Origin of the sequence: Xanthocytophaga flava (assembly GCF_030068545.1) — a bacterium.
GTDB lineage: Bacteria > Bacteroidota > Bacteroidia > Cytophagales > 172606-1 > Xanthocytophaga > Xanthocytophaga flava.
Genome location: NZ_JASJOR010000003.1, coordinates 359,574 through 381,697, shown reverse-complemented (window position 1 = coordinate 381,697; position 22,124 = coordinate 359,574). Strand labels below are relative to the sequence as shown.

The 22,124-nt window shown below is 37.9% G+C and carries 16 protein-coding genes; 11 read left to right on the top strand and 5 right to left on the bottom strand.

Features of this window, described 5'->3' with window-relative positions; translation table 11 throughout:
- Positions 1-73: 73 nt before the first annotated feature.
- The 6 genes from rpsO to bshB1 all read left to right on the top strand — a co-directional run bounded on the left by rpsO (position 74) and on the right by bshB1 (position 7,152).
- Complete coding sequence (gene rpsO, locus QNI15_RS06870; RefSeq protein ID WP_313986109.1) at positions 74-349, top strand: 30S ribosomal protein S15; 276 nt, start codon at positions 74-76, stop codon at positions 347-349.
- 326 nt (positions 350-675) lie between these two features.
- Positions 676-2,817: a polyribonucleotide nucleotidyltransferase gene (pnp, locus tag QNI15_RS06865; protein WP_313998499.1), complete on the top strand. Its 2,142-nt coding sequence runs from the start codon at positions 676-678 to the stop codon at positions 2,815-2,817.
- A 380-nt stretch (positions 2,818-3,197) separates the two neighbouring features.
- Entirely contained in the window at positions 3,198-4,061 is an 864-nt protein-coding gene (locus QNI15_RS06860; RefSeq protein WP_313986102.1) for a sigma-70 family RNA polymerase sigma factor, read from the top strand.
- A gap of 176 nt (positions 4,062-4,237) precedes the next feature.
- Positions 4,238-5,182 (top strand): thioredoxin-disulfide reductase, encoded by a 945-nt coding sequence (gene trxB / locus QNI15_RS06855; protein WP_314031118.1) that lies wholly within the window; start codon positions 4,238-4,240, stop codon positions 5,180-5,182.
- 201 nt (positions 5,183-5,383) lie between these two features.
- Positions 5,384-6,388, top strand: a complete 1,005-nt coding sequence (locus QNI15_RS06850) for a peptidoglycan DD-metalloendopeptidase family protein (protein WP_313986100.1) — start codon at positions 5,384-5,386, stop codon at positions 6,386-6,388.
- A gap of 47 nt (positions 6,389-6,435) precedes the next feature.
- Positions 6,436-7,152 carry a bacillithiol biosynthesis deacetylase BshB1 gene (gene bshB1 / locus QNI15_RS06845; protein ID WP_314031117.1) on the top strand — a complete coding sequence of 239 codons (717 nt, stop codon included), beginning with the start codon at positions 6,436-6,438 and terminating at the stop codon, positions 7,150-7,152.
- A gap of 71 nt (positions 7,153-7,223) precedes the next feature.
- Here bshB1 and QNI15_RS06840 read toward each other — a convergent pair whose 3' ends face one another.
- The 3 genes from QNI15_RS06840 to QNI15_RS06830 all read right to left on the bottom strand — a co-directional run bounded on the left by QNI15_RS06840 (position 7,224) and on the right by QNI15_RS06830 (position 9,909).
- Positions 7,224-7,652, bottom strand: a complete 429-nt coding sequence (locus tag QNI15_RS06840; RefSeq protein ID WP_314031116.1) for a hypothetical protein — start codon at positions 7,650-7,652, stop codon at positions 7,224-7,226.
- A 214-nt stretch (positions 7,653-7,866) separates the two neighbouring features.
- Positions 7,867-8,394 carry a hypothetical protein gene (locus tag QNI15_RS06835; protein ID WP_314031115.1) on the bottom strand — a complete coding sequence of 176 codons (528 nt, stop codon included), beginning with the start codon at positions 8,392-8,394 and terminating at the stop codon, positions 7,867-7,869.
- A 57-nt stretch (positions 8,395-8,451) separates the two neighbouring features.
- Positions 8,452-9,909, bottom strand: a complete 1,458-nt coding sequence (locus QNI15_RS06830; RefSeq protein ID WP_314031114.1) for a S8 family serine peptidase — start codon at positions 9,907-9,909, stop codon at positions 8,452-8,454.
- Positions 9,910-10,458: 549 nt separating this feature from the next.
- Here QNI15_RS06830 and QNI15_RS06825 point away from each other — a divergent pair.
- The 3 genes from QNI15_RS06825 to QNI15_RS06815 all read left to right on the top strand — a co-directional run bounded on the left by QNI15_RS06825 (position 10,459) and on the right by QNI15_RS06815 (position 15,994).
- On the top strand, positions 10,459-12,423 hold the full coding sequence (locus tag QNI15_RS06825; RefSeq protein WP_313998487.1) for a DUF3858 domain-containing protein: 1,965 nt from the start codon (positions 10,459-10,461) through the stop codon (positions 12,421-12,423).
- A gap of 92 nt (positions 12,424-12,515) precedes the next feature.
- The gene (locus QNI15_RS06820; RefSeq protein ID WP_314031113.1) at positions 12,516-14,354 is read left to right on the top strand and encodes a DUF3857 domain-containing transglutaminase family protein; all 1,839 of its coding nucleotides are present in this window, start codon (positions 12,516-12,518) and stop codon (positions 14,352-14,354) included.
- Between the two features lie 308 nt (positions 14,355-14,662).
- On the top strand, positions 14,663-15,994 hold the full coding sequence (locus QNI15_RS06815; protein ID WP_313998483.1) for a glutamate-1-semialdehyde 2,1-aminomutase: 1,332 nt from the start codon (positions 14,663-14,665) through the stop codon (positions 15,992-15,994).
- Between the two features lie 59 nt (positions 15,995-16,053).
- Here QNI15_RS06815 and QNI15_RS06810 read toward each other — a convergent pair whose 3' ends face one another.
- Positions 16,054-17,148: a Gfo/Idh/MocA family protein gene (locus QNI15_RS06810; protein WP_314031112.1), complete on the bottom strand. Its 1,095-nt coding sequence runs from the start codon at positions 17,146-17,148 to the stop codon at positions 16,054-16,056.
- Positions 17,149-17,658: 510 nt separating this feature from the next.
- Here QNI15_RS06810 and QNI15_RS06805 point away from each other — a divergent pair.
- Both QNI15_RS06805 and QNI15_RS06800 read left to right on the top strand, forming a co-directional pair.
- Positions 17,659-18,438, top strand: a complete 780-nt coding sequence (locus QNI15_RS06805; protein WP_313998478.1) for a nucleotidyltransferase family protein — start codon at positions 17,659-17,661, stop codon at positions 18,436-18,438.
- A gap of 95 nt (positions 18,439-18,533) precedes the next feature.
- Positions 18,534-20,318: a M61 family metallopeptidase gene (locus QNI15_RS06800; protein WP_313986071.1), complete on the top strand. Its 1,785-nt coding sequence runs from the start codon at positions 18,534-18,536 to the stop codon at positions 20,316-20,318.
- Between the two features lie 57 nt (positions 20,319-20,375).
- Here the strand turns inward: QNI15_RS06800 and QNI15_RS06795 are convergent, their stop codons facing one another.
- Positions 20,376-22,115 (bottom strand): M14 family metallopeptidase, encoded by a 1,740-nt coding sequence (locus tag QNI15_RS06795; protein ID WP_313998476.1) that lies wholly within the window; start codon positions 22,113-22,115, stop codon positions 20,376-20,378.
- Positions 22,116-22,124: the final 9 nt, after the last annotated feature.

Sequence of the window (22,124 nt, the reverse complement as noted above, 5' to 3'; positions counted from 1 at the left end):
TCCTATCTTTGCCGTCTGTTTTGGCATAGGCATTCTTTGTTAAAAAATTATAAGTATTTTAAGCAAAAACAAAATGTATTTAACTTTAGAAAAAAAACAAGAACTGTTTGCGCAGTACGGACAAGCGAAGAAGACAACTGACACCGGTTCTCCAGAAGCACAAATCGCACTGTTTACTTATCGTATCAATCACCTGACCGAGCACCTGAAGACTCACAAAAAAGACTACGATACTCGTCTGGGTTTATTGAAATTGGTTGGTAAAAGAAGAAGATTATTAGATTATCTTCAAAAAGTAGATATCGAAAGATATCGTGCTATCATTGGTGAGCTAAATATAAGAAAATAAGCCATCAAAGGGAACTTACCAAAGGGCAGTTCCCTTTTTTCGTTCTTTTGCTATTGGGAAATCAATGGTTAGTCTATGTCCAGACACAACAGAAGCAGCCATAAAATTTAAAGCGGAATAATATCAATAAAATAGTTAATATCTCACCGACTTGATTGTCTCTCTCCCATCGGTGCCACTCCAAACCTGCCTTTCAATGGCAGATTTTTTTATAAAATATAATGAAGGAACAATCTACTTTTCTCAATAATAGGAAGTTATGATTAGTTTCAGTATTTATACACACAATAGTTGCAAATATTTTGAATTTTGATTTGATAATGCATATGTATCCCAACGTAATCACCAAGACATTTGAAATGCCCAACGGGCAAAAAATAACAATAGAAACTGGTAAACTCGCAAAACAAGCTGATGGTTCAGTCGTTGTACGACAAGGTAACACCATGTTACTAGCAACCGTTGTTGCTAATCAGGAAGCAAAGGCTGGCGTTGATTTTTTACCCCTTTCTGTTGATTATCAAGAAAAGTTTGCCTCAGCAGGTAAAATTCCTGGTGGTTTCTTACGTCGTGAAGGAAAATTATCTGACAATGAAATCTTAATCAGCCGTCTAGTAGACCGGGCAATCCGGCCAATGTTTCCGGATGACTTTCATGCAGATGTCCAAATAAATATATTTTTAATTTCTGCAGATTCTGAAGTACAACCTGATGCTTTGGCTGGTCTGGCAGCATCTGCAGCACTAGCCGTATCAGATATTCCTTTCAATGGTCCTATTTCCGAAGTACGGGTAGCCAAGGTTGATGGCCAATATTTAATCAATCCAACCAGCACTCAGTTAAAGAACGCTCGTATGGATCTGATAGTAGCGGCTTCGGCAAGAGATATTTTAATGGTAGAAGGATCATGTGAAGAGGTGTCGGAAGAAGAAATTCTGGAAGGCTTAAAGGTAGCTCATGATGCTATTAGAATACAAATTCAGGCTCAGAAAGAACTGGAAGCAGAAGTTGGCAAGACTGAAAAACGCACATACTCTCATGAGGTAAATGATCCTGAACTCAAAGCTAAACTTTATGAGTTATTGTATGATAAAGTGTATGCAGTGGCTCAGTCAGGTAATGCAAACAAACATGGTAGAAGTGACGCATTTAAAGCCATAAAGGATGAGTATATTGCTTCTTTACCTGAAGATCATACTATTGATCTGGCGTTAGTTGGAAAATATTATCACGATATCGAGAAAGATGCAGCCCGAAATCTGGCATTAAACGAAAACAAGCGTCTGGATGGTCGTAAACCTGACGAAATTCGTCCTATCTGGTGCGAAGTTGATTATCTTCCCTCCCCTCATGGTTCATCTGTCTTTACACGTGGAGAAACACAATCTCTGACAACAGTAACACTTGGAACTAAATTAGATGAACAAATTATTGATAGTGTAATGTTGTCTGGTTACCAGAAATTCATGTTACACTATAACTTCCCTGGTTTCTCTACTGGTGAAGTAAAACCTAACAGAGCACCGGGACGACGTGAAGTTGGACATGGTAATCTTGCATTCCGTGCATTAAAGCAGGTGTTGCCTCCAGATGATGAAAACCCATATACTATACGTGTTGTTTCTGATATTCTGGAATCGAATGGATCATCCTCAATGGCTACAGTATGTGCTGGTAGTTTAGCTCTTATGGATGCAGGTGTAAAAATCAAAGGGCCTGTTTCTGGTATTGCAATGGGTATGATCTCTGATAGCAAGACAGGAAAATATACTGTACTTTCTGATATTCTGGGAGATGAAGACCACCTGGGAGATATGGACTTTAAAGTAACTGGCACAGCAGAAGGGATCACCGCTTGTCAGATGGATATCAAAGTAGACGGACTTTCTTATGAAGTTTTAGCTCAGGCGCTGTCTCAGGCGAAAAAAGGGCGGTTACATATTCTCGGAATAATGAATCAAGTTATTAGCGAGCCTCGTCCGGAAATGAAACCACACGCACCTCGTTCTGTAACTATCAGAATCGAGCAAAACCAGATAGGTGCAGTTATTGGACCAGGAGGTAAGGTAGTACAGGAAATTCAAAAAGAATCAGGAGCGACCGTAGTTATTGAAGAAAAAGACAATGCCGGCTACGTTAATATCTTCGCAACAAATGACGAGTCGATGAAAAAAGCGGTTAGTCGTGTAAAAGGTATTGTTGCAGTTCCTGAAATCGGAGAAGTATATGATGGAAAGGTAAAAACTATTATGCCATTCGGCGCATTTGTTGAATTTTTACCTGGTAAAGATGGCCTGTTGCATATATCTGAAATTAAATGGGATCGACTGGAATCAATGGAAGGCGTAATGGAAGTTGGCGAAGAAGTGAAAGTTAAGTTGGTAGAGATTGATAAAAAAACGGGTAAATATCGTTTGTCCCGAAAAGTTTTGTTACCAAAACCTGAAGGAAAGCCAGCTCAGTCATAAAAAATTTTAGTATAATGGAGACACAAAATATTTTCTTTAAATAGCAACACAGAATGCCTGTTTTTATTTATATACTAAGAAATTATGCAATACTGTTTTTTCTTAGTATATAGATGAATGTAGAGTGATAATATGATCATCAGAAAATAGTTGAAAGTTCTTTTGGTTAAGAAGTTCTAGTTCTATAGTCTGTAAATATATTTTATTTTGTGTTTCCTTATAAAAGGATTCCATACTAATCAAATAAGGATGTATATTGATTGTAAATCATACATATACCCTCAAAATAAATACTACTAAAAACGGAACTTTTGGCTTAGGTCAGACGTTTAAAAATCAGGTAATTTAACGCAGGCTACTTAAAAATATACAATTTCAGAATGAGACAGCTAAAAATTAGCAAGCAAATTACAAACCGCGAAAGCCAATCTTTGGATAAATATCTACAAGAGATTGGTAAAGTGGATTTGCTTACCCCAGACGAGGAAGTTGAATTGGCAAAACGTATTCGGGAAGGCGATCAATTAGCCTTAGAAAAACTTACGAAAGCCAACTTACGTTTCGTAGTTTCAGTAGCAAAACAATACCAGAATCAAGGCTTATCACTAGGCGATTTGATTAATGAAGGAAACCTGGGCCTTATTAAGGCAGCACAACGTTTCGATGAAACCCGTGGTTTTAAATTTATTTCGTATGCCGTATGGTGGATACGACAGTCTATTTTACAGGCACTTGCAGAACAATCACGGATTGTTCGTTTACCATTAAATCGTGTAGGTTCTTTAAATAAGATATCTAAAACATTCTCTGAATTAGAACAGAAATACGAACGTGAACCTTCACCAGAAGAATTAGCTGAAGTATTGGAAGTACCAACCAATGAAGTTATTGATACACTGAAGATAAGTGGTCGCCATGTATCCATGGATGCGCCATTTGTACAAGGTGAAGAAAATAGCCTATTAGATGTTCTGGAAAACGATAGTGAAGATACTCCAGATGCAGGTTTGATTAATGATTCATTACGTCGAGAAGTACAAAGAGCTTTATCTACTCTAACTCAACGTGAAGCGGATGTAATTACACTTTACTTTGGATTAAATGGTGAGCATTCTATGACACTGGAAGAAATTGGTGAGAAATTTAATTTAACGCGGGAACGTGTACGTCAGATTAAAGAAAAAGCAATTCGTCGTTTGCGTCATACATCACGCAGCAAAGCATTGAAACCATATCTGGGTTAAAAAGCACAGTAGCAGATTGAAAATCAACCCTACTGTCACTCTTACATAAAACAGAAAACCTCCATATTGGAGGTTTTCTGTTTTATAGAGATACTATTTTTGCACATCTCCTCTGTTTTATGCAACTTTGGTGCTCGTTTTTGTTATCGAATTAACAAAAACAGTCATTTACACTTATGGATAATACTACTATTGAAAAAGTACAATGCCTGATTATAGGCTCCGGCCCTGCCGGATATACAGCCGCCATTTATGCTGCCCGTGCTGGTCTTAAACCGGTATTATATCAAGGACTGCAGCCTGGTGGACAATTGATGATTACCAATGATGTCGAAAACTTCCCAGGTTATCCGGATGGAATCATGGGTCCAACAATGATGGATGATTTTCAGAAACAAGCTGCTCGTTTTGGAACAGATATTCGTTTTGGCCTCGCTACAAGTGTTGACTTTTCTAATAGCACAAGAAAGGTCATTATAGATGATACGCATACCCTAGAAGCAGAAACTATTATTATTTCGACAGGAGCATCCGCTAAATGGTTGGGACTCCCTTCTGAAAAAAGATTAAATGGCTTTGGAGTCTCTGCTTGTGCTGTATGTGATGGCTTCTTTTACCGGGGACTGGATGTAGCTATTATTGGAGCAGGAGATACTGCCTGTGAAGAAGCTACTTATTTGGCTAAAATCTGTAGTAAAGTGTATATGCTGATTCGCAAAGATCAAATGCGGGCATCTGTAATCATGCAGGAGAAAGTTAAAAACACTCCCAATATTGAAATCTTATGGAATACAGAAACGGAGGAGATTTTAGGAGAACATGCAGTCGAAGCGGTTCGCGTTAAGAATGTAAAAACCGGAGAACTGAAAGATATAGCTATTAAGGGCTTTTTTGTAGCAATAGGACATCAACCCAACTCTGATATATTCAAGCCTTATTTGGAAATGGATGAGAGTGGGTATATCATTACGGAGAAAGGAAGTACACGTACTAATATAGAAGGTGTATTTGCCTGTGGGGATGTACAAGATAATATATACAGACAGGCTGTTACGGCTGCGGGAACGGGCTGTATGGCAGCACTGGATGCGGAACGTTACCTTGTTTCAAAAGGTTTGTAATAGTATGATTAGAAAATCATACTATTACTGTATTACAGTCAGGAAATAAAGTATATTCTTTGAGACTATATGTCTAAAGGAGCTAATTAATTTGTTAAGTATAAAATACTATTGCGATTCTTTTTTCGTTTTTAGCAGGTTCACTATTCATTCATTGAAACAAGCTCAGCTTGCTATATTTACAAGCTGCTTCTATATATCATGCGTTTTTTCATTAGTTTTCTTTTTACTCTATTCTGTATTTCGTGGGCATTGGCACAAGAAGGTGATAAGTTTACCAAACCTCTCAACAAGAAAGCGCCCACAGAAAAAAAAGATACAGTAAAAGATATCCCTTCTGAAATCCAGGAAGCTCCAGCTAAACACCATCCTGGCTTTGACCCACAACGCAGGCCGACTGTAGTCAGTGAGGATACCACAGATATAGATGAAGGTGAATTGAGTGTAGTAGAAGTGACGGAAGAAGTACGGGTAGATTCCTCATGGATTAAAATAGCAGAATACTATTCCGTCTGGGATTCCCGAAATGTAGATCCTTATGGCATTGATCCAAAAGATTTTGATGATAGCGTAGAGATACAATTGTATGACGAAGCACAGAACCAGCTCTGGGCATTACCACTCACTCATACAAAAGTCAATTCGAACTTTGGATCCAGAGGGTATAGATGGCATTATGGGACGGATCTGGACTTAAATACAGGTGATACGATCCGGGCTGCATTTGATGGCATTGTACGAATTGTACGTTATGAAGCAGGTGGTTGGGGGTACTTCGTCTTATTGCGTCATTACAATGGATTAGAGACCCTTTACGGTCACATGAGTAAACAATTGGTAGAAGTAGGTCAGTTAGTCAAAGCAGGAGATATAATTGGTCTGGGAGGAAGTACAGGAAGAAGTTCTGGCCCTCATCTTCACTATGAAGTACGCTATCAGGGAAACGCATTTAATTCTGATGCATTATATGATTATCTGGGAGAAAAATTGAGACAGCAATATTTTTATTTACTGCCTCAGCATTTCTCTTATATAGGTCAGAAAAAGTCAGCAATGGTAAGGAGGCTTGTTTACTACAGAGTGCGAAGAGGAGATACATTGGGGGGAATAGCAAGTCGTCATGGAACAACCGTCTCCAAACTAATGAAACTAAACCGACTGCGGAGCAAAACAATACGAGCAGGGCAGCGATTAAGAGTACGATAAAGACATAACATCCCAGGAAAATATAAGAAGCGCAAGTAGATTACTTTATGAAAATTGATATTCTGGCAATAGTAGCTCATCCCGATGATGCAGAACTTGCCTGTTCCGGAACGTTATTAGCTCATGCAGCCTTAGGCAAAAAAATAGGTATTGTAGACTTGACCAGAGGCGAGCTAGGAACTCGGGGTACCCCGGAAATACGCAAACAAGAAGCAGCAGCATCTGCAGCTATTCTGCAACTGGATGTACGAGAAAATCTGGGATTACCAGACGGCTTTTTTGAAAATACCAAAGAATATCAACTAGAAGTTATTCGAGCTATACGGAAATATCAACCAGAAATTGTACTTACCAATGCTATTACAGATAGACATTGTGATCATGGAAGAGCAGCACAACTAGTACGAGATAGTTGCTTTCTGTCTGGATTAGCCAAAGTCGAAACAGTTGACAATGGTATTTCTCAATCGGCATGGCGCCCAAAGGTTGTTTACCACGTTATTCAGGATACGTATATTGAACCGGATATCATTGTTGATATTACCCCCTACTGGGATAAAAAAGAAGCTTCTATAAAAGCATTTGGCACTCAATTTTTTAATCCTTCAAGTAGCGAGCCTATTACACATATTTCCAAACCTGAGTTTCTGGATTTTCAGAAAGCCAGAGCAATAGAATTTGGACATAGAATAGGCGTACTATACGGAGAAGGATTTACCACACATCGGACACCAGGGGTAGCTAATCTCTTTGATTTAAAGTAACATAAGCTAAAAATAGATCTGTTAATGACTACTCCCAAGGTAAGTTTTGTACTACCTTGGGAGTTTTCGTATTATGGATTACCTGGCATTATACCAGCAGGAGGCGCCATTCCCATATCCTGAGGCATATTTTTCTTTTTCTTCTGATAGGTTTCCCATTGCTCTGCTGTAAAAACACCCTTCAGCGTTGCCTCTTTTTCCTGCTCTAACTTCTGGTCTTCTTCTCTTATTTTTTGCATTGCCTCCTGTGAAGGCATTTCTCTTGATTGAGATTGCGCCTGCCCCATTCGTGCTGACATTTTTTCAGAACGGATAGTAGCATAAATCAGGTTTAAGGCATTTACTTTTTCATACTGCTCCTTGCTTAGGTTCAGTTTCTTTTTCATCCATTTACTTTCCTGTTCAGCCATTTCTGTTGGCGTTGGAGGCTGGTTCATCTCCATATCCGGAGGAGGGCCAAACCCTCCTGGTGCCTGTGCAAAGCCAACCATAATATTCATGAAAAAGAATGGGACTAAAAGAAATTGGAAACATCGTTTTGTTATCATATCAGTAGGTGTTATAGAAGAGACATTACTTATATCCTAAAAATAACACTCAAAATGATTGATGCTTTTAAGAATAGACATACCCTACAATAGTGCAGACATTTACATAGAAAGTATAGACTAACCCAACTGACATCAGGAAAGAGATTATTCTCTATAATTGTCACTATGGGAAGTATACTTGTAAAGCGACAGAAACTGTTACACCCGCATATTGTGCAGTATTCCGATTGTATACATCATAGCTTACCTGTGGTTCCAGGGCAACATGTTTATTAAGGAAAGCAGCTAATCCCGCTCCAAATCCTACAGAAAGATCATCATACTGATTGATTCGACGATCTGTAGGAACATCTCTTGCAGTGAAATGCTCCAGTCCGAATCGTCCTTCTAAAAACAATTTTAGTTGAGATCCTCCCAGATAAAAACGCCCAAAAGGTTTAAGTCCAATAGAAGAGATACGGGTATTTCCAGTACGATTGATTGTCACAGGTAATATACCTCCAATTGCCACATTATTGGCTACAAAAAAGCCAATTCTGGGATTGAACTCCATAGTGAAATTATCAGAATTTCTTGGAAAGAAAAGCCTAAGGCCACCTCCTGCCATTGCAGCACCACGACCTGTCTGACCACATATAGTATTAATTGTAAAGAGAGTAAACAGCCCAATTGTCCATACTAGTTTTTTCATAAAATAACAGCGGTTAGTTACTGCCATTGCTACGAAAAAGAAGGGGTAAAGTTGCAATTACAGTCTAACTAAGCGAGTAATTACCTGACTGTCTGAATTATATATTTTCACGATATACAACCCCATTCTAAATATATCAGGAGAGATTCGTACTATATTTTCGGGTATTGGGCTAGAAATTGTGTGCGCATAAACCTTTCGCCCCTGTATATCAAAAAACTCGATAATTACTGGCTTACCCAGATGAGTTATATTTACTCTCAGCATAACTTCATTTGAAGTAACGGGATTAGGAGATAAATATCCGATAGGTGCATTAGGGTCGGTTTCTTTTCGGATTAATTCTGAGACAATAGTAAAATCTGGAACTCCATAACCTAACAATGTATCTGGTCGTTCTGCCTGGCTTCCCGAGCGCTGAATAAAATCCAGCAATTGCATATTAGTCAGATCAGGAAATGCTTGCCATAATCCTGCAGCCAGTCCTGTAATGAGTGGTGTTGCCAGTGAAGTTCCATTATCAGTACCAAGAGAGTTTGAAGGTGTCATCACCACTGTACCGACTCCTTGAGCTGCTACATTGGGTTTGATAGTACTCCCCCCTATTATTTTTCCTATCGAACTGAAAGAAGCACGCAACTCCGAATTATCCACAGCAGCTACTGCCAAGACAGAATCAGCATCTGCCGGAGCAGATAAAGTTCTCCACCAGGATGAGCCTTCATTACCAGCACTTACAACAACCAGCATTCCAGTGGCAGCTGCCATATTTGCAGCACGGGTGATTAACGCTGTTTTGCCATCCATCTGTTCAGGAAGATAATCCATGGAAGCATCATCAAAATAGTTATAGCCCAAGGATGTATTAATAATATCGACGCCTACACTATCTGCAAATTCGGCTGCAATCAACCAATTTACTTCCTCGATCCTATACTCACTATCTTCATTTTCTGTTCTAAGCAACCAGAATGAAGCATCATAGGCAGGCCCGACCATCATTCCTGGACTATTGGCGGCTATTACTGATAATACTTCTGAACCATGGCTACTCCGGTCATACACATTCGCCTGCTTTCTAACAAAATCATATGTACCCAATAGTTGCCGATTCTCATACAAAGGTTCAAATACATTCATTGCATTTGCCTGATAAAATCCTCCATCCATTACTGCAATGTGTATATCTTTTCCTGTAAACCCAGCTTCATGCATTTTATCAATACCTAGCATTCTATTCTGACGAGTTGCACTTCCATAATCTATGGTAGCAGTTTGTTTTGTCGCTTGCATTTTTCTATCATAGTTTTCCGGTAAAACCAAACGAGTATTCAAGCGGTTTTGATCTGTAACAGGCTTTACAAATGCCAATTTTGTTATCTGATCCAAAGTTGTTGGATCTGCTTCCAGTAATACGCCATTCATCCACCTGGAAGGATACCAGATTACAGCTCCTAGTTGACGTATCTGCTGTATATAAGCAGGATTAACAGGAAGGTCCCGTTCTGATAACACAATGTTCTGACGTTCTCTTCGATCAATAGACCTCTGACTAAGAAATTCCGAAGGCTTTGAAAGAGAATACGGTGAATTTTTCTTGTCTGTAAATTCTATAAAATATTTTTTTTGCTGAGAGAAGCCCTCAATACCAATAAAAAATTGACAACAAAAAAAGTACAGGACTATATATCTGAATAACATAAAGACAAAACAAGCAAAAGGATAAATAAAATTACTCACTTTATAAAAGTACTAAAAAGAACCATACACTATTCTATCTACAAGCTCAACTCAGGATTTTAGCCAAATATTTACGTAAAGACCTTTTTAATTCTGCTTCCAGCTTCATCAATAAAAAATGTAAAACTTTACTCTGCAAAATAAATACATATTGAAAATGTAAATTATTTTAATAAATTTTGCAGGTTACTATGTTCACTTTCTATTGGATTAATTATTAATGTAAGTTTTCTACTTTCAATCCTTACAGATAATTGCTTTGAGCAATTGTATAACGAACTTCTACACCACCCACTCGTACATTTAAACTTCAATCAATAATTTATGAAACACCGTTTTTTTGTTCAATGCCTTTGGTATGTTGCAATTTCAATTTTCTCAATTCATCAGGCATTTTCACAGGCTGATCCTATAAAATTTGGGAAGGTAGAGCTGGCAGATCTTCAAATGAAATCGTATGATAAAGATACCAGTGCAGATGCTGTTGTATTGTGCGACTATGGGAAAGCTTATTTTAATACTAATCTACAAATTCAATTTGAGCGAACTGTAAGAATCAAGATCTTAAAGAAATCAGGATATAGTTGGGCAGATGGTATAATACCATTCCTGAAAAACACAGGAGCAGAGTTAAGAATTACAGATCTGAAAGGAATTACCTATAACTTACAAAACGGCCAAATCATAAAAGAGAAAATGAATAAAGAGGCTGTCTTTACAGAAAAGAAAAGCAAGAATATATATTTCCAGAAATTTACACTACCCAATGTTAAGGAAGGCTCTGTAATTGAATATACCTATACAACAATTTCTGACTTTTGGTATGAATTTCATAATTGGACCTTCCAAAAAGAAATTCCTGTAATTTGGAGTGAATATCGGGCATCCATTCCTGAATATTTGTCTTATAAATTACAAATGTCTGGTTACGAAGCCCCACACATTTCAAAGATAGAACCAGCAAATGTGTCTTTTGGTACAACAAATGTATCAGGGAAAAACTATCGCTGGGTATTCAAGGATGTTCCCGCTCTCAAAGAAGAGCCATATATAACCACTATAGATGATTATGTTTCCAAAATAGAGTTTGAGTTATCAAATATTTCGGTTCCTGGTATATCCTATAAATCATTCTCTAACAATTGGACCACCATATGTGAAAATATGTTGACAGATGAAAGCTTTGGAGGACAAATCAAAAAAACCGGGTTTATAAAAGAATTTATCACTAAAATCAAGAGTGAAAATAAAGAACCTTTAGCCCAAGCCATTGCTAGCTACGACTTTGTACGAAAATCTATCAAATGGAATGAGGTAGAAGAAGTGTATAGTGATGCAACTAAAAAAGCGTATGAAACTCATAGTGGTACCACGGCTGATATTAATCTGTTGTTGATTGCTATGCTAAAAGAAATTGGTTTAGATGCTAAACCCGTTTTACTTAGCACCAGGGAAAATGGAAAAGTGCTTCCATTTTATGCAACAACAACTAAGTTTAATTATGTAATAGCACATGTAAAAATTGGAGAAAATACAATTTTGCTAGATGCTACAGATGAACATATATCTCCAGGAATGCTACCTACCAGATGTTTGAATGGTATAGGGAGGCTTATAGATGCAACAGGTGGAGATTGGATTGTCCTAGATCCTAAAGAAAGAGCATCACAGCTTATTAATGTTCAAATGGCAATCAATGAAGACGGTGAGTTGAGTGGAAAGATAGAGAAATCATTAGCTGGCTATGATGCATGGACACACCGCAAAGAGATAATTGCTGTTGGGAAAGATAAGCATACTGAAAATCTAAAAAAAGAGCATCCAACCTGGCAAATATCTAAAATTGATCTTATCAACTTAGATAAATATACAGAAGCATTCAGTGAAAAATATGAATTAACAATGGGAGATGCCAGTCAAAAAGCTGGGAATATTATCTATTTAAAACCACTACTTAGTGAAGCTCTGACTGATAATCCATTTAAACATCAGGAAAGAAAATTTCCAGTGGACTTTGCAACTGCAATGGATAGAACATATGTAGCAACTATTACTGTTCCTGAAGGTTTTAAAGTGGAGGAAATGCCTAAAAATGCCATAATGTCACTACCTGAAAATGCAGGACGCTTTTCATTTATGGTTGCTGTTAACGGAAATACAATTCAGGTAAGTAGCAAAATCTCGATAAGAAAACCTATATTCTATGCAGATGAATATGGCGCACTCAGAGAGTTGTATGCTCAGATTGTAAGCAAACATGCAGAGCAGATTGTATTGAAGAAAATTTAATCAAAGAAAATAGTACAATGAAAAGACACCTCCTATTGATCACCCTCGTATTTTTAGGTATGTATCAGAGTTATGCAGAGATAATATATCCTGTGAGTACCATCTCTGAGACCCTTAAGAAAGATGCTCATGCAGTAATTCGTCTTCATGAGACGATCTTCACAATCAAGTCTGTTGGCGAAGCTGTTGAAAGAACACATTATGTAATCACTATTCTGGATGAGCAAGGCGAAGCCATGGCACGTAATTTTCAGTATTATGACAAGATGAATCGAATTACTGAATTTGACGGTATACTCTATGATGCATTGGGTAGTAAAGTAAAAACCTTAAAAAAAACGGATATTCGTGATATCAGTGCAGCAGATGGGTTTTCACTATATACGGATATGAAATTCAAGATAGCATCTTTTACCTATGCACAATATCCTTATACAGTAGAATTTACCTCTGAGGTAGTTACAACCAATTTAATGTATTATCCTCAATGGTTCCCTCAAAATGATGAAGATGTCTCACTTGAAAAAGCAACTCTGACTGTTTTATGCCCTAAGAATATCACATTACGATACAAAGAGCAAAAAATGAGCAGCCCTGCACAAGTACAGACAACAGGAGAAGTTTCTACCTATAAATGGACACTAGAAAATCTTCCTGCACTTACAGATGAGCCCAATGCACCCTCTAATAATGAAATCATCTCTGGAGTATATCTCTCACCTTCTGACTTTGAAGTATCAGGTTATAAAGGCAATATGACTTCCTGGGAAAACTTAGGACGTTTCCAAAGTACATTACTTGCTGGCAGAGACGAACTTCCTGAGAATGTAAAACAGCAGATTACTCAAATTACAGCTAAAGAAACGAATAAAATAGACAAGATAAAAAAGGTTTACGAATACCTGCAAGCCAATACACGCTATGTGAGTATTCAGATGGGAATTGGTGGCTGGCAGCCTTTTGATGCTAAAACAGTAGCCCAAAATGGTTATGGAGATTGTAAGGCATTGTCAAATTATACCAAAGCAATGCTTAAAGCAATTGGTATTGAATCCTATTATACAATTATTGGTGCTGGCCCTACACAATCAGATTTACTGATTGATTTCTCATCCCGTGTTAACTTTAATCATGCTATATTATGTGTTCCTGTTGAAAAAGATACAATCTGGCTGGAATGTACCAGTCAAACAAATCCATTTGGTTATCAAGGTAGTTTTACAGGTAATAGACATGCTCTTTTAATTACTCCTGATGGTGGAAAACTGGTAAAAACCACACAGTATACAGCTAAAGATAATCTTGCAAGCAGAAAAGTTCTGATTAATCTTGATGTTAATGGAGATGCAAATGTGGAAGCATTATCTACCTATTATGGAGAACAACAGGAAGACCTTAGCTATATCCTCAATACTAAAAATCAAGAAGAACAAAAAAAAGCTCTTTATAAGAAGATTAATGTACCTAGCTACGAGATCAATCAATTTTCTTTGACAGAGAAAAAAGCTCGTATCCCATCTGTTACGGAAAAACTATCATTGACAGTACGTAAATGTGGATCTAAAAGTGGTACACGCATGTTCATCACTCCCAATGTCATGAATGCATCTTCTTATATTCCACCTAAAACAGAAAACAGAAAGAATGAGATTGTACTTCGCATGGCCTATCAAGACATAGACACAGTTATCTATCAATTGCCTAAAGGCTATGGGATAGAGTTTGTACCGGAAACAATAAAAATAGAATCGAAATTTGGTACATATCAGTCTTCTTTACAAACCAAAGAAGGGGAAATTACCTATATACGCAGTGTGACTGTTAATCGGGGTAAATATCCGGCTAGTGCCTATAATGAGTGGGTAGATTTTAGAAAGAAAATCGTAAAAGCAGATAAAACTCAAATGGTCCTTGTAAACAAGGGTTCCTGATATAACATAAAATACAATCTTAAAAAGGTGTTTGTTATATTGCAAACGCCTTTTTTTGTGCAAAATTTATTGTACAAAATCGAAATACTTGATTCTTGGAATTCATAAAGCGCTGTGTCTCTGTATATAACTTCTACACACTCATTTTATTAGTTATTTATACAAACCTATGTAAGATAAATTAGAAGTTTACATATTGCCGTTTTTTATTATTAATTATAAAATTCCAGAAGCTAGCCTCCATAATTATATAGTTGAATACGCCGGTCTAATCCCTTTTCATGTTTCATACAAAATCTATACACCCTATGAATCACACCGTTACTGAAATTGGCAGCTTTGTACAATCAAACGCATTACAAAAACGCTTTAACGAAATTATACCTGGTGGTAGTCATACCTATGCCAAAGGAGATGATCAGTATCCGGAAACATCTTTGCCTTATATAGTCAAAGGTAAAGGATGCCATATCTGGGATGTGGATGGCAATGAATTTATTGAGTATGCTATGGGACTCCGTTCCGTTACATTAGGGCATGCGTTTACCCCTATTAATGAGGCCGCCAAACAAGCAATGGATCTGGGGATTAATTTTAATCGTCCTGCTACTATCGAACTGGAGTGTGCCGAGATGGTGCTGGATATAATCAAAGGCCAGGAAATGGTTAAGTTTGCCAAGAATGGCTCTGATGCAACTTCAGCAGCAGTGTTATTAGCTCGGGCCTATACAGGACGTGATATGATTGCTATCTGTGGAGATCATCCGTTTTTCTCAGTAGAAGGCTGGTTTATCGGAACTACAGCTGTCAACTCTGGTATTCCAAAAGCGATTCAGAACATGACTGTAAAGTTCAAATACAATGACCTGCAAAGTCTGAAAGATCTATTTGCTCAATATCCTAATCAAATAGCCTGTATCATTCTGGAAGCGGAAAAAGATGTCCCTCCTGCTCCCCATTATTTTAAAGAATTAAAAAAACTCTGTCACGATAATGGTGCAGTATTCATACTGGATGAAATCATTACAGGATTCCGCTGGCACAATGGTGGAGCTCAGACCATGTATGACATCCAGCCTGATCTGGCAAGTTTTGGTAAAGCCATTGCCAATGGATTTGCCTTATCAGCTTTGGTAGGAAAAAAAGAGATCATGCAATTGGGTGGTTTGCAGCATGATAAAGATAGGGTGTTCTTAATGTCCACTACTTATGGAGCAGAAAGTCATGCATTAGCAGCAGCAATGGCTACTATTAAAGTATATCAGCAGGAACCTGTTATTCAACATTTATACACACAGGGAGCAAAGTTGAGAAAAGGTATTGAACAATCTGTTCAGGAATTAAACCTTGAAGGACACTTTGGCGTTTCTGGAAAAGACTGTGCTTTGGTGTATTATACCAAAGATCAGCAAAAACAACCTTCTCAACCTTACAGAACTCTATTTCTGCAGGAAACAATGAAACGTGGCTTATTGGCTCCATCACTGATTGTAAGTTACTCCCATTCTGATCAGGATGTGGCTCAAACACTTGACATTATTCATGAATCGTTACAAGTATATAGGAAGGCATTGGATGAAGGAATTGAAAAATACCTGCTTGGTCGTCCAGTAAAACCTGTGTATAGAAAGAAGAATTAATCACTTCATAAAAGAGAAGCCGGATATTATCTAATCCGGCTTTTTTATTTTATTACCCACTACAATTTTACCTGTTTTCCGGAACGGGCAGCCTGATAAATAGCCTCAACAACTCTAATATCCCGTAAACCTTCTTCTCCCGGTACTAAAAAAGCTCGATTAGCTAAAATAGTTTCTGCATCATCATCCATCTGTTTTGCCTGTTGGTTAGCCAATGGAAATTGAATCACTCCCTGCGAACTTGATCCCTGATTTCCACTATATGCAGAAAACGGCTCCATCTTGAAAAAACCTTTCTCACAGTTAGCCTGAAGATAGTTCATATTGATACCAAAACTAGTATGACAGGTAGCAACAGCACCACTTGGAAATTGCAATTGAAATAATGTAGTTTCATCTACATCTTTATAAATCTCTGGTCTGGTAGTGAAATGCTGAGCTGTTACAGCTATAGGCTCCTCTCCGGTAGCTAATCTGGCACCCTGTAATGCATACACTCCCATATCATACATTACACCACCTCCTAATGCCTTCTTTTGTTTCCAGTGATCTGTTCTCGGATCAAAGTATCCAGCTCCACATGCCACCATTTGAACCTTTCCAAAGGTTTTTTCTTTAGCAAAGCGCATGTATTCACGTGTATTCGGATCATGCTGGCAACGATACCCGATAGCCAGCTTTACTTTGTTATCCTTACAAGCTTTAATCATGGATTCACATTCGGCAACTGTCATTGCCATAGGCTTTTCACAAAATACATGTTTGCCAGCTTTTGCTGCTCTGATAGTATATTCAGCATGCATAGAAGGAGGCAATACCACATATACTACATCAATATCCGGATTATTGGCTATCTGATCAAAATTCTGATAGTTGTATATATTCTTATCCGGAATCTTATACTGTTTCTTCCATTTTTCGGCCTTTTCCGGAGTTCCGGTCACAATTCCAGCCAGATAACATTTTTTTGTCAATTGTAGAGCAGGTGCAAGCAAATCTGTACTATAATATCCCAATCCCACTAACACAATTCCCAATCGGGACTTTTGAATACGATTTGTACATGCAAGAAGTGAATGAGAGGAAAAAACTGTAGAAGCTGCCCCACTCATCATCATTACCTGAAGAAAATTTCGGCGTGAGAATGTTTTCATGTAAATGGTTGTCTGGTGAAAAACAGAATTGATTAAGTTTCTATCGTATATGATTTACAAATGCAAAAGGAGTAGAGATAACACACAATTTATTTGAGTTAATGGATAGATGCAATAGGGATGAAATGTATGTCTTCCATAAAATCAAACCTACATTTAGTATAAGGATAATCTTTTAGGAATTACAAAACAAGGAAAAGCACTTGTAAACAATAGAGCCTGGTCTGTTAATAAAGATGAATCCCGCCTTGTATTAGAGAATATATCGTGTATTATTGATAATCTCACTAAATCTACTTTGATTGTCAGCTATCCATATACCCAAACAAACTCTATAAAAAATAACAAATATAAATACACCTTCACCGAAACCTGGAGATCAGAAGAATAACTATACAGTATGTTATTCCTCTGATCTCCAACCACCCGTTTACTAAATCAATTATCTGCAGACTACCAGTTTTACTATTGGCAGCTTTTTTTTTCGCTAAAATTCCTGCAATTTTCGGCATGGATCAAGATATTATCGGATTAATTCCTGCGGGAGGTAAGGCAACCCGCATTTCACCACTGCCCTGCAGCAAAGAATTATTTCCATTAGGGTTATACCCAACTTCTGATGGAGGACTTCGTCCCAAAGCTGTCGCAACCTATTTACTGGAAGATATGCGTGCAGGAGGTGCTGATAAAGCGTTTATCGTTATTCGACAAGGAAAATGGGACATTCCTGCTTATTATGGAGATGGTGCAATGTTAAACATGCATATAGGATATTTGTTAATGAATGTCCCTTATGGTCCGCCTTACACACTGGATCAAGCCTATCCATTTGTACAAAATAGTATTATAGTAATGGGCTTCCCTGACATCCTGATTACTCCACGAGATGCATTTAAAGACATAGTGTCTGAGTTAAAATCTACATCTGCAGATGTGGTATTGGGGCTTTTCCCAACTGAATTCCCGCATAAATGGGACCCTGTAGACCTGGCAACAGACGGACGAATCGTTAAAGTAGAAATTAAACCTACTCAAACTTCTCTTAAATATGTATGGGCAATTGCCGCCTGGTCTCCTGCTTTTACGCAGTTTATGCATACATATCTGGAACACAGACGACCTGAATTTGAAACAGGCAATGCCCGTGAAATCATTTTCAGTGACATCATGCAAGCTGCTATTGACAATGGTCTCCATGTACGCGGGGTCTTGTTTGAAGACGGCAGCTGTCTGGATGTGGGAACTCCCAATGACTTGCAGAAAGCACTTCAGACACTCTATTCTGCCTGATTTGGCTATTCTGTACAAATGCAGCAAAGTAATACCAGCGTTTTTTACTATTTTGCGAACCTAACCAACATTCTATATACCAAAACCTGTTGCTAATGAAAAAAAGCTTTATTCTCTCTTCACTCCTTATTCTCCTCTCTTCAACGATTCTGCAGGCAGCCCCTAAATTATCGTATTTCCTGAGTATGGATGAACCTCACACCCACTACTTTACAGTTAAAATTACCGTTAGTGGTCTTAAACAATCTACTATTGATTTTAAATTACCAGTCTGGACACCTGGTTCATACCTGGTGCGTGAGTATGCCCGCAATGTAGAAGGGTTCACTGCAGTGAGTGGGAAGAGTAGTTCGCTAAAAAGCGAAAAAGTATCTAAAAATGCATGGAGAGTGTATAGTAACAATGCTGAAGAAGTCACTGTAGAGTACAAAGTATACGCATTTGAAGTAAGTGTTCGTACACCTTATCTGGATGCGTCTCATGGCTATGTACAACCAGCAGCCGTATTCATGTATATTGATAAACAACAGGAACTCCCTTCTACAGTAACTGTTAAACCCTACAAAGACTGGACTCAGATTTCTACAGGTTTATCTGCTACCGGAAAAGATAAATGGACATTGGCAGTTCCCAATTATGATATTCTGGTTGATTCCCCTATCGAAGTTGGTAATCAGAAGATATTTGAATTCACAGCCTTGGGTATTCCTCACAAAGTAGCTATGTATGGAATTGGCAACTATGAGGAAGGGAAACTAGCTGACGACATGAAAAAAATTGTAGAAGAGGCTGGTAAAGTAGTAGGCGAAAATCCCAATAAAGATTACACATTCATTGTGCATAATCTGCAAAATGGTGGTGGTGGTCTGGAACACCTGAATTCAACTACTCTGCAAACTACTCGCTGGAGTTATGAAAATAACTATGTAGGGTTCTTAACTCTGGTTGCACATGAGTATTTCCATTTATGGAATGTAAAACGTATACGCCCACAAGTATTAGGACCTTTTGATTATGACAATGAGAACTACACACATATGTTGTGGGTATCAGAAGGATTTACTAGTTACTATGAAGATCTGATCGCACATCGCGCAGGTTTTATGGATGCAAGTCAGTTTATAACAACCATTGCAAACGGAATTGGTAGCACAGAAAATCAACCTGGAAACAAAGTTCAATCAGCAGCAGAGTCAAGCTGGGATGCATGGATTAAATATTATCGTCCGGATGAAAACTCTCGCAACTCAACTATTTCCTACTATACAAAAGGAGGAGTAATTGCCCCTATGCTGGATCTGGAAATCATTCATAGTACCAATGGACAAAAATCACTCGATGATGTGATGAAATTCCTATATGAAGAATACTATAAAAAACAGAAACGTGGTTTTACAGATGCAGAGTTTCAACAAACCGTGGAGAAGATAGCAGGACACAGCATGGATGATTTCTTCAAAAACAATATCTACGATGCCAAAACAATTGATTACAATAAATTCCTGGGTTATGCAGGATTACGTTTAGGAGAATACAAATCAAATCCACAAGCAGCATTTCTGGGAGCTACAACTTCATTCTCATCAGGAAAACTAACCATCAATGGTGTATCCAAAGGTACTCCTGCCTATGAGTATGGATTAAATGTAAACGATGAGATTATCGCCATTGACAACTTCCGTCTGGGAGATGATTTACAACAGTGGCTTGGAAGAAAAAAAGCGGGAGATAAAGTAGTATTTACTATTAGCCGTGGTGGAATTCTTCAAACTATTAATGTTGTTTTAAGCAGCAATCCTGCGATTAGTTATCGCATTGAGAAAATATCCAATCCATCTTCTCAACAGGATGTGGTATTGAAAAAATGGGTTAAACTATAATAACTAATCTATTATAATAAAACAAAAGGAGGAGTCTGTCAGACTCCTCCTTTTGTTTTATAGGATCCGGAAGACAGGATAACGTAGATGAGATGGTTCGTAATAAGGAGAATTTTTATATACAAAATCCAGTTGTGCTCTCGGATTATTACGAAACTTTTCATCTGAAGCCTTTTGATCTTCCAGCTTTTTCCGTAGTTCAGGTTTTTCATTGAGTAGTTTCTCAGCCAAGTCTTCAAACACATAATCAGAGTATCCCTCCTTTTGCTGTAGAATACTATCAAAAAAATTCCAGTTAAAGAATGAATCTGTCGCTTGTGGCTCCAAAGTCTCTACAATATACCGATTGGCAGTCTGGTTGCAAGGGACTATATAATCTCCAGCCCGAAATACCAGAGTTTGCTTTTCTTTACGAAGTTTCACGTCTGAATGCGGATAATGACCTTCAAAAGCTCGTCCGGAAGTCTTGTAATCTGCAATGTAATACACTTCTACTTCCACACTTGTATCACGGGACACCTGCTGCAACTCTACTTTATTGATTTTCAGTCTTGTAATAATACTCTCCCACTGTTGTGGAATAAGATAGGCTTGGGGCTTTTGAATAGTAGTTTTGGGTATAAACGTATTGTAGTAAGGAATCTCTTTTGTGTAAGGCTTTGTTCTGTCATAAAATAGCCGTTTTCCTGTAGTAACCTTGCTGGGTATCATTCTACCCTCATATCCTTTGAAAACAATCTTTTCAGAAACAGATTTATCCAGTTGCCACTCCACCACAAAATCGGTTTGTGTTTTTATCTTTTCAATATCCTTCTGTTTCAAAGTCTGTATGTTTTGTCCAGCTGTTTGTAACATAGTCAACATACTCAGCATAAACTGGTAAGTACCTTCCACACGTTGAGCAAAAGATTTTAACATATGCGTTTCAGGCATGAACCCTATGGTTTGAAATAATGCTGTATATCCGGTAGAATAACGGGCAGTTTCCAGGAACCCTGCGATACCAGCAGAATCAGGAGTAATCGCAAATTCATTGACATATGGAGTCATCTCAAACTTTGCCTCTTTCATTTGTCGCTTTAGTTCAGGAACCAATCTGGTGTCCAGATACTTCCCCAGCTCTCCTCCTAGTTTATTTTTCTGAGGGGCAATGTAAGTCATTATATACTGATAGTCTGCCCCGTTACTCACATGGTTATCGATAAATAAATCGGGTTGCCACTCTCTGAAGATAGAAACAAAGGTTTGTGCGTTTTTTGTATCATTTTTAATAAAGTCCCGATTCAGATCATAATTTCGGGAATTTCCTCTGAATCCATACTCGGCAGGTCCGTTCTGATTAGCACGACTGTATTTGCCACGGTTCAATATACCATCTACATTATAAAAAGGAATCACACAAATGACTGTATTCTGAATCAAAGGCTGCAGTTTTTTATTCTGCAATAGATTACGCAACAGCATCAGACTCGCATCTACCCCATCAGGCTCTCCAGGATGAATTCCATTGTTAACAAGCAATATACTTCGTCCTGACTTTCTGATGGCAACCGGGTCAAAACTTTGTTGACCATCCAATATAGCAAGGTGCAGAGGCTTGCCTATGTCTGTTGTGCCATAGGTTACTAGTTTGAGCTTGTCATACTCGAGATCCAGCTTTTCCAGAAATTCAATACCTTCCTGGTATGTAACCGTTTCTGTTCCTTTGGTATGTTCAAACTTGGTTTGAAATTCGTTTTTTTGTGCCTGAGAGGAGATGTATACTGATAGAGTTAGGATTAGTAAGAAATTCTTCATATCGTAATT

Bases quoted from the DNA above. Each gene is read 5' to 3' on its own strand.
- rpsO (WP_313986109.1), top strand. From the start codon at position 74: ATGTATTTAACTTTAGAAAAAAAACAAGAACTGTTTGCGCAGTACGGA.
- pnp (WP_313998499.1), top strand. From the start codon at position 676: ATGTATCCCAACGTAATCACCAAGACATTTGAAATGCCCAACGGGCAA.
- QNI15_RS06860 (WP_313986102.1), top strand. From the start codon at position 3,198: ATGAGACAGCTAAAAATTAGCAAGCAAATTACAAACCGCGAAAGCCAA.
- trxB (WP_314031118.1), top strand. From the start codon at position 4,238: ATGGATAATACTACTATTGAAAAAGTACAATGCCTGATTATAGGCTCC.
- QNI15_RS06850 (WP_313986100.1), top strand. From the start codon at position 5,384: ATGCGTTTTTTCATTAGTTTTCTTTTTACTCTATTCTGTATTTCGTGG.
- bshB1 (WP_314031117.1), top strand. From the start codon at position 6,436: ATGAAAATTGATATTCTGGCAATAGTAGCTCATCCCGATGATGCAGAA.
- QNI15_RS06840 (WP_314031116.1), bottom strand. From the start codon at position 7,652: ATGAATATTATGGTTGGCTTTGCACAGGCACCAGGAGGGTTTGGCCCT.
- QNI15_RS06835 (WP_314031115.1), bottom strand. From the start codon at position 8,394: ATGAAAAAACTAGTATGGACAATTGGGCTGTTTACTCTCTTTACAATT.
- QNI15_RS06825 (WP_313998487.1), top strand. From the start codon at position 10,459: ATGAAACACCGTTTTTTTGTTCAATGCCTTTGGTATGTTGCAATTTCA.
- QNI15_RS06815 (WP_313998483.1), top strand. From the start codon at position 14,663: ATGAATCACACCGTTACTGAAATTGGCAGCTTTGTACAATCAAACGCA.
- QNI15_RS06810 (WP_314031112.1), bottom strand. From the start codon at position 17,148: ATGAAAACATTCTCACGCCGAAATTTTCTTCAGGTAATGATGATGAGT.
- QNI15_RS06805 (WP_313998478.1), top strand. From the start codon at position 17,659: ATGGATCAAGATATTATCGGATTAATTCCTGCGGGAGGTAAGGCAACC.
- QNI15_RS06800 (WP_313986071.1), top strand. From the start codon at position 18,534: ATGAAAAAAAGCTTTATTCTCTCTTCACTCCTTATTCTCCTCTCTTCA.
- QNI15_RS06795 (WP_313998476.1), bottom strand. From the start codon at position 22,115: ATGAAGAATTTCTTACTAATCCTAACTCTATCAGTATACATCTCCTCT.